Raw genomic sequence first — 14,618 nt, 5'->3', positions numbered from 1 at the left:
AGCCAGCCCGTCGCGTGCTAACCTGTCGACCTCGTGAGCGCCATGCGACAGCGAATGCTTCTGGTTCTCGTCGCGTCCCTGGTGGTGTTCCTTTCCTGGGTCGCGCTCGCGCAGCCCAAGAAGGGCGCCAAGCCCAGCAAGACCGACGACAAGACGGCCGCAACCGAGTCGGCCGGGGACGCGGGACCTGCCGTCGAGCCGGGGGACGATCTGGGGCCCCCGCCGCCGAAGGTGGCGCGGCCGGACGACAAGACCAAGCCGTCACCCCTCAATCCGGCGGCCAACGAGTTTCCGGATGGTGGAGTGAAGCCGCCGCCACCGGACTACGACAAGCTGCTCGGTGAAATCGCGGCGCTGCGCAGCCGCGTGGCGGCGCTCACGACCACGATGTTCGCCAGCAAGCTGCGAGTCATCGTACAGACGGACGGGGACGACGCGCGTATCACCAAGTTCGTCGTCACCCTGGACGACGGCGTGGTGTACAGCGCGCCGGACCGCTTCGTCGCCGAAGACGAAAAGACGGTGTACGAGCACGCCGTGGCGCCGGGACACCACGTGGTGGGCGTCGAGATCGAGCGCTATGACGCCCGCGGTCGGGAGTACCAGACTTGGCAGGCGTCCAAGTTCACCGTGGTGGTGCCGGAGGGCAAGGTGCTCGAGGCGCTGATGCAGGTCGAGGACGACTCCGACATGGCCGTGGACTTCCCCGACGACCAGGACGGCGAGTACGAGCTCAACGTGAAGCTACGTGCCCGCGTTGCCGAGTGAGATGCGGGCCACGCTTCGCCTCTCCGTAGTCCTGGCGCTCACGTTGTGCGCCGCGCCGCTGTGGGCGCAAAAGGGGAAGAAGCCCAAGGTCGGCGACAATCCGTACGCCGACAAGGCTGCCCAGTCGGACCAGAAGGCCGACGCGAAGCCCAGCGACGAAGGGCAAGACGCCGACACCCCGCCGACCGAAGAGCAGGGCGAGGGGACCGCGCCGGGAATCGCGCCGGACCAACAAGCCCCGGAAAAGACCGAAGCCGAGACGGTCAACGATCCGGGAAGCCCGGACACCAAGAACAGCGGCATGCGCGCGTACCAGGCGGCCCTGGCCAAACGAAAGCTGGCGGCCACGGCGCCGCTCAGCCGGCAACGGCTGAAGGACGAGCTCGGACCCATCGAGGAAAAGCTCGCCGACGGACGTCGCGACGAAGCCATCGGCGATCTCGTGTACTTGATCGAGACGCCACGCTTCGAGCCGTTCGCGAGCTCGGACGAAGGACGCGCCGCGCAGTTCCTGCTGGGCGATGCCTTGGGGCGCGCCGGCGCGTACCAGCCCGCGCGCGGCTATCTGGTGAAGCTGCTCAAGGGAGATCCGAACGACACCTGGTATCGCCGCGCGGTGCGCAGCATGGTGGACTTCGGGCTCGAGAGCGATCAGCCCGAGGTGTTCATCGAGGATCTGAAGGTGGTGCCGAGCTCCGGTCCGGAAGAGATGCGGGGGGACATCGCCTACCTCAAGGGTCGCGCCGCCGAGAAGAAGCACCAGCCTCAGGCGGCGCTGGCGGAGTACGCCAAGGTGACGCCGAGATCGCGGTTCTGGGCGCAGGCCACCTATCTCTCGGGGCTCATCGAGGTGGAGCGCGGCGACCTGAAGAAGGGCGAGAACCTGTTCTGCAAGGTGGCGGATCCCAAGCTCACGCCCAAGAAGGCGCCGCTGTTCGGCGGCAGCGACTTCTTTCGCGTGCGCGACCTCGCACGCTTGGCCCTCGGACGCGTGGCGCACGAGAAGTACCGCTTCGACGATTCCCGCTACTACTACTACCTGGTGCCGCGGGACTCCGAGCACCTGCCGGAAGCCTTGTACGAGTCGGCGACGTCGCGCTACGAAGCCAAGGATTACGACGGCGCGCGGGAGCTGATGGACGAGCTGCGCTCCCTGGACGTGAATCATCCGTACGAGGACGAAGCCTGGATCCTCGACGCGTACATCGACCTGGCCACGTGCCGCTTCTTCAAGGCGGACGCGAAGCTGGCCGAGTTCCTGAAACGCTACGAGCCGGTTCGGGATGCAGCTCGGCGCATCGCCAAGGACGACGCGGCGGTGAAAAAGCTGGTGGAGGCCGTGCGTACGGGAGCGGATCCGGCATCCGCGGGGCTGGGCGTGGATGCCTCCGTGGCGCGCACCCTCGGCGCACTGCTCAGGGTGGATTCCGGCTACGGGCGGACCACGCGGCGCCTGGCACAGCTGGACAACGAGCTGTCGGGGCTCCGCGGCGCGCTGAACGAGCTGGACGAGGCGCAGCGGAAGCTGGCGACGCCCAAGGAGGTGCGCCCGCAGGCGAAGGGCTCCTTGGCCGAAGGCCCGCAGGACAAGGTGCAGCGCATCGAATCCCAGATCGCCGAGATCAAACGGCTGCTGCGCGAGGCGAAGAGCGCCGGCAAGGGCAAGGCCGGCGACCTCGAGTCTCTGGAGAAGCAACTGGAGGCGCTCGAGATCCGCGCGCGCGCCGCGCGCACCAGCTTGCCCGAGGCCCAGGAGCTGAAGAAGGGCGCGGCGGCCAGCACGGACAAGGCGCTGTCCGACGTGATCGACGACGATCGCAAGCGGGCCGTGGCGCTCTACGCCAACGCCGAGAAAGTGCGCGTCAAGGTGGAAGGCCAGCAGCTCGGTCTCGCCAAGGACGCCCTCATCCGCCTCGACCGACGACTTTCGCGCTTGCTGCGGCGTGCCCGGCTGGGGCGCATCGAGACCGTGCTGGGCGAGAAGCGCGCCCTCGAGGTGGAAGTCGAAGCCCTCTCCCAGGGGCTCTTGCCGCAGACCATCGTCGACTCCTTGGACGCGGCTCGCTACCTGCAAGACGACGAAGAGTATTGGCCGTTCGACGGTGAAGATTGGGAAGACGAGTACGTGGGTGGGGAGGGGCTCAGATGAAGCGCGCCCTGCTCGTCGGTCTGGCTTTGACGCTGACTCCCGCGGCGGCGCTGGCGCAGGACGAAAAGCCCGCCACGCCCAGCATGGCGAACGAGAAGAGCAGCATCAAACCGGTGGGCGAGCGGAAGCTGGGCAAGAAGGACCGCCCGACTCACAAGAAGAAGGCCGAGAAGAAGGCCGCCAAGGATCGCCGCACCCGGGTCAGCCTGCAGATCCCGGAACGCCTGAGGGCGGCCCTCGACAAGAAGATCGACGCTCGCATCGCGTACGACATCGCCAAGCAGAAGAAGCTCCGAGGCGACGCGATGAAGCTCCTGAACAAGTTCATCAAGGAAGCGCCGGAGGACTCCGATGAGATGCCCGAAGCGCTGATGCGCCTCGGCGAGCTGGAGTGGGAGGACTCGCGAGATCAGTTCCTGGTGCAGTTCGATGCCTGGGAAAAGAAGCCCGCCGACCAGCGGGGGGAGCCGCCGAATCCGGACTACTCCCGCTCGCGCGCGCGCTTTCTGCGAGTGCTGAAGAACTACAAGACGTTCCCACAGTACGATCTGGCGCTGTACGTGGACGGCTTCTTGGCGAACGAGGAGGGCAAGTTCAAGGAAGCCCTCGGTCGTTTCGACAAGATCTTGGCGTGGTTTCCCAATAGCCGCTTCGTCCCTGACGCCCACATGGTCCGGGCGGAGTACGAGTTCACCAAGGATTTTCCGAACTACGAGACGGCCTACAACGAGTACGAGCAGGTACTGAAGTACAACGACTCCCAGCTCTACGACATCGCGCTATTCAAGAGCGCGTGGTGTCTGTGGCGGCTGGGTAAGACGGAGGAAGCCGCCAAGCGCTTCCTGCTCGTGTTCAAGACGACGGAAGAGGCCTCTCAGACCGGCGCCAAGAGCCGGGACGAGATCGACGAGCTGCAACGCGAAGCGCTCAAGAACTTGGTCGCGGTGTTCGTGGAGGACGAGAAGAACCGCGCCGAGGACATGCATCGCTTCCTGGTCAAGGCCGGAGGTGACAAGTTCGCGGGGCGTATCGTGCGCGCGCTGGCCGACGCCCTTTACGAGCAGGCCGCCTACGAGCGCGGCGTGGAGGCCTACAAGCTGCTTCTGAAGCTCGAGCCGATGGATCCGAACGCGTACAAGTACGCGCTGGCCATCGCTCAAGGGCACTCCACGATGGAGAACTGGAAGCGCTTGGAGGAGGACTACAAGTGGGTGCTCGCCACCTACGTTCCCCCCGAGGGCAAGAAGAAGCCCAGCGCTTGGGTCCGGGCGCAGAGCCCGGCTACGTTGAAGAAGGCGGAAAACGCCACTGAACAGCAGCTCCGGGACGACGCCGTGGGGCTGCACGCCAAGGCTCAGGCGGACAAGACCAGTCGGGGCGAGTTCGCTGGCGCAGCGGCGCTGTACGAGGTGTACCTGTCCCGCTTCTCCAAGCGGAAGGAGGCCTACGAGGTTCAGTACAACGTCGCCGAGATCTACTTCTATCGTCTCGACGACGGCGAGAAGGCTGCGGACCACTACCTGGCTGCGGTGCGCATGAAGCCCAAGGGCAAGCTCAGCCGGGACGCCCTCTACAATGCCCTGGCCGCCCTGGAACGAGCGCGGGCTGCCGAGTTCGAGGCCAACAAGGCCGCCGGCAAGAAGCAAGAAGAGAGCCCGCTCGACAAGAAGCTCACGGAGGCGATGGAGCTGTACGTCGCCACCTATCCCAACGACAAGACCGTGCCGGAGCTCCTGTTCCGGCAGGGCAAGCTCTACTACGACTACGAGGTCTACGACCCGGCTGTGCGGCAGTGGGGGCTCTTGCTCGAGAAGTACCCCCGCAGCGAGTACGCCGTGGGTGCTGGTGAGCTGATCCTCGACTCCTTCAACAAGAGCAAGGACTACGAAAACATCGAGACTTGGGCTCGGCGTTTGAAGAGCGCTCCCGCGTTCATGGGGCCGGAGCAACAGAAGCGGCTGGATACGCTGATCGTCCAGGCCGTCTTCAAGCAGGGTGAGCAGCAGGCGGATGCCGGCCATCACGACAAGGCAGCGGCGGCCTACCTGCGTGCCGCCAAGGAGTTCCCGCGGGAGCCTCGGGCGGCGCAGGCAGCGGTGAACGCCGAGGTGGAAGCGCGGCGCGCGGCAGACCTCGCCACGCTGAAGACCGCGGCGGCACTTCTGATCGCCGACCACAAGAACCGGCCGGAGGCGCCTCAGGGCGTGTGGATCGCTGCCAAGACCCATCAGGAAGTCGGGCTGTTCAGCGAGGCCGCCGACTACCACGAGCAGATCGCGGAGAACTGGCCCAAGTTCGAGCATCACAAGGACGCCGCCTTCAACGCCGTACTGCTGCGCACCACCGTGGGCGAGCACGCCAAGGCCATCGAAGCGGGCAACCGCTTCAAGAAGTACTACCCACGGGACGAAGAGGCCGACGAGGTCACCTTCTTGATGGGCAAGGCCCACGAGAAGGCGGAGAAGTGGAAGGACGCCGAGACCCTCTACAGCCGCTACGCTCGCAGTGCGCGGCGCCCCTCGAGTCAGGTAGAGGCGCTGGCGCGGTTGGCCGCGGTTCGCGTGAAGCTGAAGGACGAACGCGGCGCCGCCAACTCTCTGTCCGCGGCGCTGCGGGTCTACCGCCAGCACAAGGGGAGCATGGATGACAGCGGCAAGTACTTCGCCGCCAAGGCGCGCTACATGCAGGGCGAACGCATCTTGGCCGAGTACGAGGCCGTGAAGATCGAGGGCGACGTCAAGCAGCTCAAGTCACGGCTCAGAAAGAAGAGCGACCTGCTCAAGAAAGCCGCGGACACCTTCTTGGATACCGCGGAAATGGGCGTGGCGGAGTGGACGACCGCGTCCCTGTATCAGATTGGCTTCACCTACGAGTCGTTCTCCAAGGCGCTGCTCAATTCTCCACCGCCACCGAGCCTGAGCGATCAGGACAAGGAGATCTACAGCCAGCAGATCGACGAGTTCGTGGTGCCCATCGAGGAGCGCGCCCTGGAGGCCTACGAGAGCGGCTGGCTCAAGGCCCGCGAGCTCGGCATCTACAACTCCTGGACCGCGAAGATGCGGGAGGCGCTCGGCCGGCTGAATTCGGAGCTCTATCCACCGCTGAAGGAGATCGGCTTCAAGCTGCGCTCCAAAGGTCCGTCCCAGCTGCCGCCGCTCATCGACGGCACGCGTCGCACCAAGAAGGGCCAGAGCGAGACGTACCTGATCCCCGCACCGAAGACACCGGACGAGATCAAGGACGTGAAGCTGGAGGCGGAGAAGAAGGACGCCGACAAGCCCACGGACGAGGACACGGACGGCGACGAAAAGAAGGACGAGAAAAAGGACGAAAAGGGTAAGGGAAAGAAGGGAGGCAAGAAGTGATGCGGCGCTTGGCCCTTTCGGCCACCCTGGCTCTGGCTCTGTCGGCCTGCGGCGGTGCTTCACGCCAATCCGCCGCGCCCACCCTTCCTCCCGCCAACCCGAAGGCCGTGAGCAAGATGGCGCAGGGGGTGGCGGCGGCGAAGGAGAAGGGTGGGGAGGCCCGGGCGATCGAGCTCTTGCGAGCTTCCGTCAAGATGGATCCGAATCTGTGGGAGGCTCGCTACGATCTCGGCGTGCTTTTGGCGGAGCGGGGCGAGCTCACGGATGCCGAGAAGGAGCTCGGTGCCGCATTCAAGCTGGCACCGAACGCGGAAGACGTGGCGGTGGCGCTGGCGGAAACGCGTCGCCGCTTGGGAGACCCTTCGGAAGCCGTGGCGGTGCTCGAGCCGTTCGTCAAGAAGCAGCCGAAGGCCGTTGCAGCACGCATTGCGCTGGTGAGCGCCTTGCGTGAATCCGGCAAGGTGGACCAAGCCATCGAGCATGCGCACGAGGTCTTGGTTCGTCGCCCGAGTGACCCCAGCGCCTTGGCCGAGCTCGCGATGAGCCACCTGGAGCGAGGAGAGACGGACACTGCGGAGTTGCTCATCACGGAGGCGCTGAAGGGCGATCCGAACAACGCCGTCGCCGAGCGCACCGCAGGTCTGATCTCGCTCAAGAAGGGGGACGACGCGGTGGCGTTCCGGCACTTCGCTCACGCCAGTGAGCTGGATCCGAAGGACACCACGGCGCGGCTCAACACCGGCACCGTGCTGTTGCAGGCCGGCGTCTACGACAAGGCGGCGGAAGAGTTTCGCGCCGTGACGGCCATCAAGCCCGACGACGTGCCCGCGGCGTTGGGGCTGGCTGCGTCTCTGCGTGGGCTCGGGAGCCGGGACAAGCCGGGGCCCTATCACGAGGCCGAAAAGATCCTGAAGGGCATCCTGGATCGCGAGCCCAAGAACGCCTCCGCACTGTTCAACCTGGGGATCTTGTATTCCGACTTCCTGCAACGCCCCGCAGACGCCAAGCCCGTGCTTCAGAAGTTCTTGGACGTTTCGTCCAAGAGCAATCCGGCGCGCGCCGAGGCCCAGCGCATCGTCGCGGGCCAGAAGAAGTGAGCGTCAGGGCAGCTCGAGAGCGGGGTGCTTGGCGATGAGCGCAGCGATCTCCGTGAGGTGAGCGTCGCCGGGCTGCTTCGCCAAGCCAGCGTTCGTCAGGGTCAGGGCTTCCTGCAGTCGGCGAGAGTCGAGAGTCTTGAGCGCTTCCGCGTAGCTGAACACGGCGAGCGCCGCGTCGAGCTGGGTGGTGTCTGCCATCGCCTTGGGCACCGTGGTTGCCACCGTGTGGTTCACACGCTCGACGGCCGAGGGATCTCGCCAACTCACGGTGACACTGAGGTCGTCACCCTGCGCGAGAACGCTGTCGTCGCAGGCCTCCAACTTGAACAGCAGGGTGGAGTGCCCGCCAGCGGCCAAATTCTGAGGATCCACTTCGTCGAAGCTCGCGGTGTTGGTGACTTCGCTCTCATCCGTCAGCAGCTCGAAGTACCAAGGCACCTGCACCTCGAGCTGGACATCCTCGAAGGCGATGCCGAAGATCTCACCTGCCTGTTGGTCGAACACGCGCTGTGCTTCGGCAGCACTGTCCACGTACAGGTAGTGACCGCGACCCGCCTTGGCGGCGGCCCGCAACGTGCGATCTCCGTGCTGAAGCGCCGGGCCGGTGCCCACGGAAACGAGCAACAGGCCCTGCTGCGCGTTGCCTTGGATGGCGGCGGTGGGCAGCGTGCTGGGGTCGTCCGGGCCATTGCTGATCATGAATAGCCTTCGCGAAGCGTTCGCGGGCGCAGGCGTGGCGTGAGCGACGTCATAGGCTCGCGTAAGGGCGTCCGCGAGATTGCCTTCGTCCTTGCCGGCGAAGAGCGCAGCGGCCAACTTTTTCAGAGCGGGCGCTCCAGCCTGGTCCACATCGAACGCCACCGGTTCGGAGGACGGATCCGTGGTGAGCAAGTCGACGTGGTCTCCCTGGTCGAGGCTGCTGGCAAGGGCGACCAACGAGGCTTGCGCTCGCTCGATGGCGACAGCACCCATGCTGGACCGCGTGTCCACCACGACGCTCACCCAGCGCGGCGAACGCGGCATCGTCGGTGCCTGCAGCGCCACCATCAAGTTGTAGAGCTTGGGTACGTTGGGAGACGGTGCGAGCTGGATCGATACGATCGGGGCGTTCGAGCCCGACGCGGGGGTCGAATTGCCCGAAGTGAGATCCACGAAGTAGTAATTGAGGAAGTCCTGGGTCCGCACGCCCACGGGAACGGGAGACGCGGGTTGCTGTAATTGTTCCCGAGCCCACGTGGCGCTCGCCCAGCCGTTGCTGTCCGCGGAGGCGGTCGTGAACGGCCGCGGGCTCTGGGGCAGGTTGTTGCACGCGGCGGGCAGCGACTGAGGCCCGCCTCCAGCGCCACCTCCTGGGCCGGCACCTCCCAGACCACCCGCTCCGCCGCTCCCCCGCGAGAGATCGTTCTCGAAGGGCTGGGGATCCTTGGGGCCGTCGCATCCCACACAGCTGCCCTTGGTACCCCCGGCCCCGGGCGTGTTGCCTGCTTCCGCGCCCAGATCGTCCGACGAACCGCAACCCGCCACCACGGCAGCCAACGACAGGGCGAACAGGGGGCGAAGGTAGCTCATGGCAAGGTCTCCTCGGGCGGCGCAGGACGCGCCATTTCGAAGTATTGCACGACACATGCCTCCGGCACTTTCTCCCTGGAATTCCGCGGCGTCCCACATGAGCCCACAGGCGGTGGGGGCGGGTCCTGGCACAGCTGTGCCACAGCCCCGGCTGAACGTCCGAGTTGACGGCGGGTGGTCGGGGCGTGATTTCATGAGGAACGAGCGACGTCGGGTCCCACTTCGGCCCGTCTCGCCGGAGTGAGGTGACATGGCCAGCGGCAAAACGAGACTATTTGCGGTGATCGCGGTGGTGGGGTCGCTCCTGGGGCTGGTGTTCGCTACCAATTCGACCCTGGACTACGCGGCCCATCTCGACCGCCACCTCCACGATGTCCACTGCAGCTTCATTCCCGGCGCCCCGCCCACGTCGGAAGCGGAAGCGTGCCGGACGGCCATGTACAGCCCCTACTCCTCACTCCTCCGCGAGCAGTACTGGGGGGGTGTTCCGATCTCGCTGTTCGCCCTCGGGGCTTTCAGCTTCTTCGCGGGCTTTGCCGTGTACCTCGCCGTCGCCGGCGGCAAGGCTCCCCGCGCCTCGGTGGTGCTGTTTGCCCTGGTGGGTACCACGCCCCTGTTGGTCTCCATCCTCATGTTCGTGATCTCCGCAACGCAGCTGGGCACGTTCTGCAAGACCTGCATCGGGATCTACTTATCGTCTCTGATCTTGGCCGTGGGAGCCCTCGGCGGCCTATTGGCCTTGCGGGGCGATCCGGCGGAAGCTCGCCCCCGCGGCAGCCTGGGACTTTCTCTCGCGTGGCTGCCCGCGCTGGCGGCGGTCACGTTGATCCCGGCGGTGGTGTACGCGGGGGTGCTCCCCGACGAGCGCCCGTATCTGGGCAGCTGCGGTCAGCTCAAGGTGGAGCCTTCGGCCAAGGACGAGCTCGTGAAGCTGCCGGCTTCGCATCCGGTGCGCCCAGCGCTGTTCTTCGAGGACCCGCTGTGTCCGACCTGCAAAGCCTTTCACGCTCGGCTGAAGGGCGAGGGGGTACTGGACAAGCTGGACACCCAGCTGGCGCTGTTCCCTCTGGATTCGGAGTGCAACTGGATGCTCGACTCGGCCCTCCATCCGGGCGCCTGCATCGTAGCGCGCGCCGTCATCTGTGGCGGCGATCGCTCTCTCTCCGTATTGGAGTGGGCGTACGACGAACAGGAGTACCTGACGCGCGCTGGCAAGGCCGGTGAGGGCGTGCTCAAGGCGGCGATTCAGCAGCGGTGGGGGCAGAACATGACCCAGTGCATCGATGATCCCAAGACCAAGGCGCGCCTCAACAAGCAGCTGCACTTCGCCGTGGAGAACGCCATCCCAGTGTCCACGCCCCAGGTTTACCTGGGGAAGCAGCGGCTGTGCGATGAGGACACCGACATCGGACTTCGCTACACGCTCAAGCAGCTCGCACCGGAGGTGCTGAAATGAACGCGCGCTGGATTGCGGCGGGAGCTGGCATCGTCACCTGCCTCCTCCTCGTGCTCGGCCTGACGCTGGTCGTGCACTCCTCCGTGGCATCCGCCGGGGAACGCTTGGTCACCCCCGAGGCGGAACGTCCGAAGGTCGCCATCGCGGCGGACGCGGAGGAGAAATACTGCACGCAGCGCTTCAAGCAAGTGCTCGAACGCGTGCTTCACTCCTGCGGCTTGGCCACGGGGGAGGATCGCCGCGGCTGCAAGCCGACGGACGTGAAGACCTTCGCCTCGATCAACGACGAGGACTTCAACGAGTTGTTTCACCCCCTCGAGAAGCGAGGCGGTGTGGTGCTGTTCGACGAGGGTGAGGACAAGCTCGACGACAAGGCGAAGAAGCTGCTCACCGAGCGTTGGCTCGATCGCAAGGGCGCGCGCTACTTCTTCGTCGTGGCTCGTGCATCGAAGACGGGCACGCCGGCGAAGAACCGTGCCCTTTCGCATCGGCGCGCCAATTCCGTGATGTACTTCCTGAAAGAGCTGTCCAAGGACCCGGACATCGAGAAGAAGGTCGGTCTGCTCTGGCTCGGAAATGAGTACGCTCAGTTGCCCCCGGAGTACTGTTCCTGGCCCAATTCGCGCCCGGAGAAGAAATGCGACGACGAAGCCATCAACCGATCCGCGTTCGTTTCCTGGGTCGACTGTCGACTCTGATCGCCCTCGGCGCGGCGCTGTCCGCTTGCGACCAGGGCGAGAAGGTGCCGCAGGCCTCGCGCTCCAGAAGCCAGGCCGTCGTCGCGACCGCGACCACCAGCGCGGCGGCTCCGGTGGTCGTGCCATCGGCCACGGCAAAGCCCGAGAAGCCGCGCAAGAAGCTGTGTGAGGGACAGCTCGCGAAACCGGGCAAAGCGTTCCCCGAGGGCAAGCTAGCGCGCAAGGCAGCGGCCGGCGCGGCGGCGCTGCCAACGGAGCCGGCCATCGGCAAAGGCTGGACCTGGGTGAACTTCTGGGCTGCGTGGTGTGCGCCGTGCAAGGAGGAGATGCCGAGGCTGCTCTCGTGGCAGACGAAGCTGCGCGCCGCGGGCGCGGCCTTCTCCGTGGTGTTCGTGTCCATGGACGACGACGAGCGCCAGCTCTCGGACTTCCTCGCGGCGCAGCCCGACAAGGGCGTGCGCCAGAGCTATTGGCTGTCGGACGAAAAAGAGCGGGGCGAGTGGCTGACGCAAGCGGGTGTCGACGAGGACCCGGATCTTCCGGTACACCTCCTCGTGGACCCCAGCGGCAAGATTCGCTGCACGGTTTCCGGCGCCGTCAACGACTCGGACTACGAGACGGTGCAGAAGATCGTTTCAGGGCGCTGACAGCGGCTGCCAGTTACGTGTCGCGCCGTCCAGGTTGGCGGCCACCTGGGCGATTCGTTGGCGCACGGTCCGTGGTGGGGAAACACCGCTCTTCTCCGCCAGCTCCACCAGGTAGTCGAGCCAAGCGCCGTGCCCCGTGGCCTCCGCCAGCCTGAGGGCGTACTCCGCGGCACGGCTCAGGACCTCGGGGTCCCCTTGGTCTCCGCGCCGCGCCTCCGTGACTACCGCGTCCAGGCAGGGCTCGAGAATGCGTAGGGCCTCGTTCACGTTGCCGCTGGAGAAGGCGGCCTCGACCATGGGCGCTACCATGGCGAACACGGACGTGGTGTCCGTGGGGGCAATGGTCTCACCTTCCGCGGCTTCTCGGAGGTGGGCGGGTAGGTCCCCCACGGTGGAGGCATTCCGCACTCCCCGCGGGGCCGATTCTCCCGCGTGCAGCCAAAATAGCTGTGATCCGATGCGGAGTCTGGCGCCGCTGCCCAGCAGCTGCGGAGAGGTGATGCGGTGCTCGTTTACGAACGTCCCGTTCGTGCTGTCCAGATCCTGGACCATCACGCCCGTACCCTCGTGCCACAGCTTGGCGTGGACGCGGCTTGCAAGCGGGTCCTCCGGAAACGCGATGTGGCAGGTCGAGCTGCGTCCGAGGAGCAGCGGCTGCTCGCCAATCTCTGCGGTGCTGTCAGACGCCCGAAGCCACCAGCGGGTACGCGTAATCACGCTTCTCATACGGACGATGGCTCGACGACTTTAACTCCGTACTTCTCCAGGCACCAAAGCACGCCCACCAAGAGACTCCGGCGATCGTCCACGAAGGACGGCTTCTTGCCTTCGAACACGTGGCCCGCGAACTGAAACCCCCATCCGACGGAAAACAGGGTGGCCGCCAGCGGCAAGCCCACCAGCGTGGCGCCCACCGGGAAGCTCGCGACGATCATCGGGATGCCGATCTTGTGGCAGGCTTGGTTCCTCGGGTCCTGATGGTCGAGGCGGTATTTTTCGTACAGGTCCGTCCACTCGGGATTCAGGCGAATCATGCTGGCGGGGTTATGACGAAAAGTTCGTCTATCGTCGAGCCCCGGCCGGCGTGCGATGCTCCGCTCCATCATGTCGCAGCAGAAAAGCCGCCTGGAGCTGCCGGCGACGCTGAGCGCGTCCCTCGAGGCGGGGCACCCCTGGGTGTACCGGGACCGCGTGCCCCGCGGCTTCAGCGCCCCGGACGGCGCCTTGCTCCGGGTGCGGGCTGGCAGTTACTCCGGTTGGGGCTTGTGGGACGCCAGCTCTCCCATCGCGCTTCGCATGCTGTCGCACCGCGAGGAGCCTACCGCCGCATGGCTCAGGACCCGTGTGGCGGAGGCGTGGGAGCTGCGCGCCCTGGTGCGGAGCGAGGACACCAATGCGTATCGCCTGGTGTTCGGTGAAGGGGACGGCCTGCCGGGCATCACGGTGGACCTCTACGACACGACCTGCGTGGTGATCACTTACGCCGACGGCCTCGCGCGGCTTCTGGATTGGTTGGTCGTTGCGCTGCGAGACATTGCCCCCATCGAACGGGTGGTGCGGCGTCGTCGCGGCCGCGATCACGATCGCCTCGAGCTGCTGTGGGGAAGCCCGGTGCCGGGCGAGATCGTGGTGCGCGAGAACGGCATGCGGCTGCGCGTGGACCTCGAGCGCGGGCAGAAGACCGGGCTCTTTCTCGACCACCGTGATAACCGCAGCTTGGTGAAGCGCTTGGCCGCTGGGCGCCGCGTGCTCAACTTGTTCAGCTACACGGGGGCCTTCTCGTTGGCGGCGGCGCTGGGCGGCGCCGAGCACGTGACCAGCGTGGACGTGTCCGCCGGCGCCATGGCCGCTGCGCGGCAGAACTTCGCGGACAACGGCCTCGACCCGAACGCCCACGAGTTCCTTGTTCGAGACGTGTTCGAGCACTTGGCCGAGGCCCGGGGTCGGGGCCAGCGCTTCGACCTGGTCGTGAGCGACCCGCCGAGCTTCGCCAACAGCCGCGGCCAGCTGAAAACGGCTTTGAAAGCCTATCGTAAGCTGACCGCGGACGGTCTTCGGGTGGTGCGGTCGGGGGGGCTCTACGCCGCCGCCAGCTGCACTGCCCAGGTGAGCCCGGAGGCGTTCAAGAGCGTGATTGCGGAAGCGGCGGCACGAGTGAACCGCCGCTTCCAGATCGTGCACGAGGCGGCGCACGCCTTCGATCATCCGGTGATGATCGCGCACCCGGAGGGCCGCTACCTGAAGCTCGTCTTGGGTCGCGTGCTCGAGAACAGCTAGCGAAGCTCCGCGGTCACGCGGGTGGACGATCCATCAGGCCGCGTCAGATCGGCGATGACGGCGGGCTTTCCTTTCACGAGTCGCAGCGTGGCTTCCACGTGGATGCCGTTGTGGCGTCCGCCCTCCAGGCGCGTGCGCTCGATGTCGAAGCGGAGTGCGCTCCGACCTCGAGGTCCGTCGGGAAAGATCTTGATGACGGTTTGTCCAGCGTCGCTTCGGGTTTCCACGCGCGCCACGCCGTGACCGTCCAAGGGCACCACCAACGTGGATGACTGCGTGGTGCCGGCCTTGGCGTCGGCGAGCTCGAGCTTCACGCTGGAGGCTGGCGTCGGAGGTGCCGCGCTGGCGGGGGCGCCGAGACTGAACGCGGTGAGCAGAGTGGCGAGGGCGAAGTGCGATCGATGCATATGGGCTCCTTTCGTGAGACTCTTGTCGCCGCGGCCTCAGCAACCGACGTGCCACGCGGAGACGTCCGGGTTTGTCGTCCGCGCCGCCGCGCCGCGTGCCAGCGTGTCGTCGGCGGGTCGGGCAGGGTGCCATGTTGTCAGGGCGGATTTCCGTTTGGGGGTTGGTCCGCCGCGGTACCGCCCCG

12 protein-coding genes are annotated in these 14,618 nt (G+C 66.2%); 8 read left to right on the top strand and 4 right to left on the bottom strand.

What is annotated here, in order from left to right; all coding sequences use genetic code 11:
* Positions 1–42 precede the first annotated feature (42 nt).
* Genes H6717_18110 through H6717_18095 form a run of 4 tightly spaced genes read left to right on the top strand, consistent with a single transcriptional unit; the run spans position 43 to position 7,379 of the window.
* Positions 43–768, top strand: a complete 726-nt coding sequence (locus H6717_18110; GenBank protein ID MCB9578949.1) for a hypothetical protein — start codon at positions 43–45, stop codon at positions 766–768.
* Positions 758–2,917 carry a hypothetical protein gene (locus H6717_18105; GenBank protein MCB9578948.1) on the top strand — a complete coding sequence of 720 codons (2,160 nt, stop codon included), beginning with the start codon at positions 758–760 and terminating at the stop codon, positions 2,915–2,917. The genes H6717_18110 and H6717_18105 overlap by 11 nt, the downstream gene beginning before the upstream one ends.
* Complete coding sequence (locus H6717_18100) at positions 2,914–6,282, top strand: tetratricopeptide repeat protein (GenBank protein ID MCB9578947.1); 3,369 nt, start codon at positions 2,914–2,916, stop codon at positions 6,280–6,282. Before H6717_18105 ends, H6717_18100 begins: the two co-directional genes overlap by 4 nt.
* Entirely contained in the window at positions 6,279–7,379 is a 1,101-nt protein-coding gene (locus tag H6717_18095; protein MCB9578946.1) for a tetratricopeptide repeat protein, read from the top strand. Before H6717_18100 ends, H6717_18095 begins: the two co-directional genes overlap by 4 nt.
* Before the next feature lie 3 nt (positions 7,380–7,382).
* On the opposite strand, the gene H6717_18090 is transcribed toward H6717_18095, so the two are convergent.
* Entirely contained in the window at positions 7,383–8,948 is a 1,566-nt protein-coding gene (locus H6717_18090) for a VWA domain-containing protein (protein MCB9578945.1), read from the bottom strand.
* A 250-nt stretch (positions 8,949–9,198) separates the two neighbouring features.
* On the opposite strand from H6717_18090, the gene H6717_18085 reads away from it, so the two are divergent.
* The 3 genes from H6717_18085 to H6717_18075 are packed head-to-tail and all read left to right on the top strand — an operon-like array spanning position 9,199 to position 11,749.
* Positions 9,199–10,404, top strand: a complete 1,206-nt coding sequence (locus H6717_18085) for a hypothetical protein (GenBank protein MCB9578944.1) — start codon at positions 9,199–9,201, stop codon at positions 10,402–10,404.
* Positions 10,401–11,102 carry an OmpA family protein gene (locus H6717_18080; protein MCB9578943.1) on the top strand — a complete coding sequence of 234 codons (702 nt, stop codon included), beginning with the start codon at positions 10,401–10,403 and terminating at the stop codon, positions 11,100–11,102. The genes H6717_18085 and H6717_18080 overlap by 4 nt, the downstream gene beginning before the upstream one ends.
* A complete protein-coding gene (locus H6717_18075) occupies positions 11,042–11,749 on the top strand; it encodes a TlpA family protein disulfide reductase (GenBank protein ID MCB9578942.1) in 708 nt (235 codons plus the stop codon). The genes H6717_18080 and H6717_18075 overlap by 61 nt, the downstream gene beginning before the upstream one ends.
* Here the strand turns inward: H6717_18075 and H6717_18070 are convergent.
* The gene (locus H6717_18070; protein ID MCB9578941.1) at positions 11,738–12,466 is read right to left on the bottom strand and encodes an FHA domain-containing protein; all 729 of its coding nucleotides are present in this window, start codon (positions 12,464–12,466) and stop codon (positions 11,738–11,740) included. The two genes, H6717_18075 and H6717_18070, sit on opposite strands and share 12 nt — an antisense overlap.
* 5 nt (positions 12,467–12,471) lie before the next feature.
* Positions 12,472–12,783, bottom strand: coding sequence for a DUF962 domain-containing protein (locus H6717_18065; protein ID MCB9578940.1), 312 nt, complete (start codon positions 12,781–12,783; stop codon positions 12,472–12,474).
* A gap of 70 nt (positions 12,784–12,853) precedes the next feature.
* Between H6717_18065 and H6717_18060 the strand changes: the two genes are divergently transcribed.
* Positions 12,854–14,026, top strand: a complete 1,173-nt coding sequence (locus tag H6717_18060; GenBank protein ID MCB9578939.1) for a class I SAM-dependent rRNA methyltransferase — start codon at positions 12,854–12,856, stop codon at positions 14,024–14,026.
* Here H6717_18060 and H6717_18055 read toward each other — a convergent pair.
* Entirely contained in the window at positions 14,023–14,433 is a 411-nt protein-coding gene (locus H6717_18055) for a hypothetical protein (GenBank protein ID MCB9578938.1), read from the bottom strand. The two genes, H6717_18060 and H6717_18055, sit on opposite strands and share 4 nt — an antisense overlap.
* Positions 14,434–14,618 lie beyond the last annotated feature (185 nt).

The sequence above is a fragment of the Polyangiaceae bacterium genome (assembly GCA_020633235.1).
Lineage (GTDB): Bacteria > Myxococcota_A > Polyangia > Polyangiales > Polyangiaceae > JACKEA01.
The sequence above is the reverse complement of the archived record's forward strand: the minus strand, read 5'-3'. Positions and strand labels throughout refer to the sequence as shown.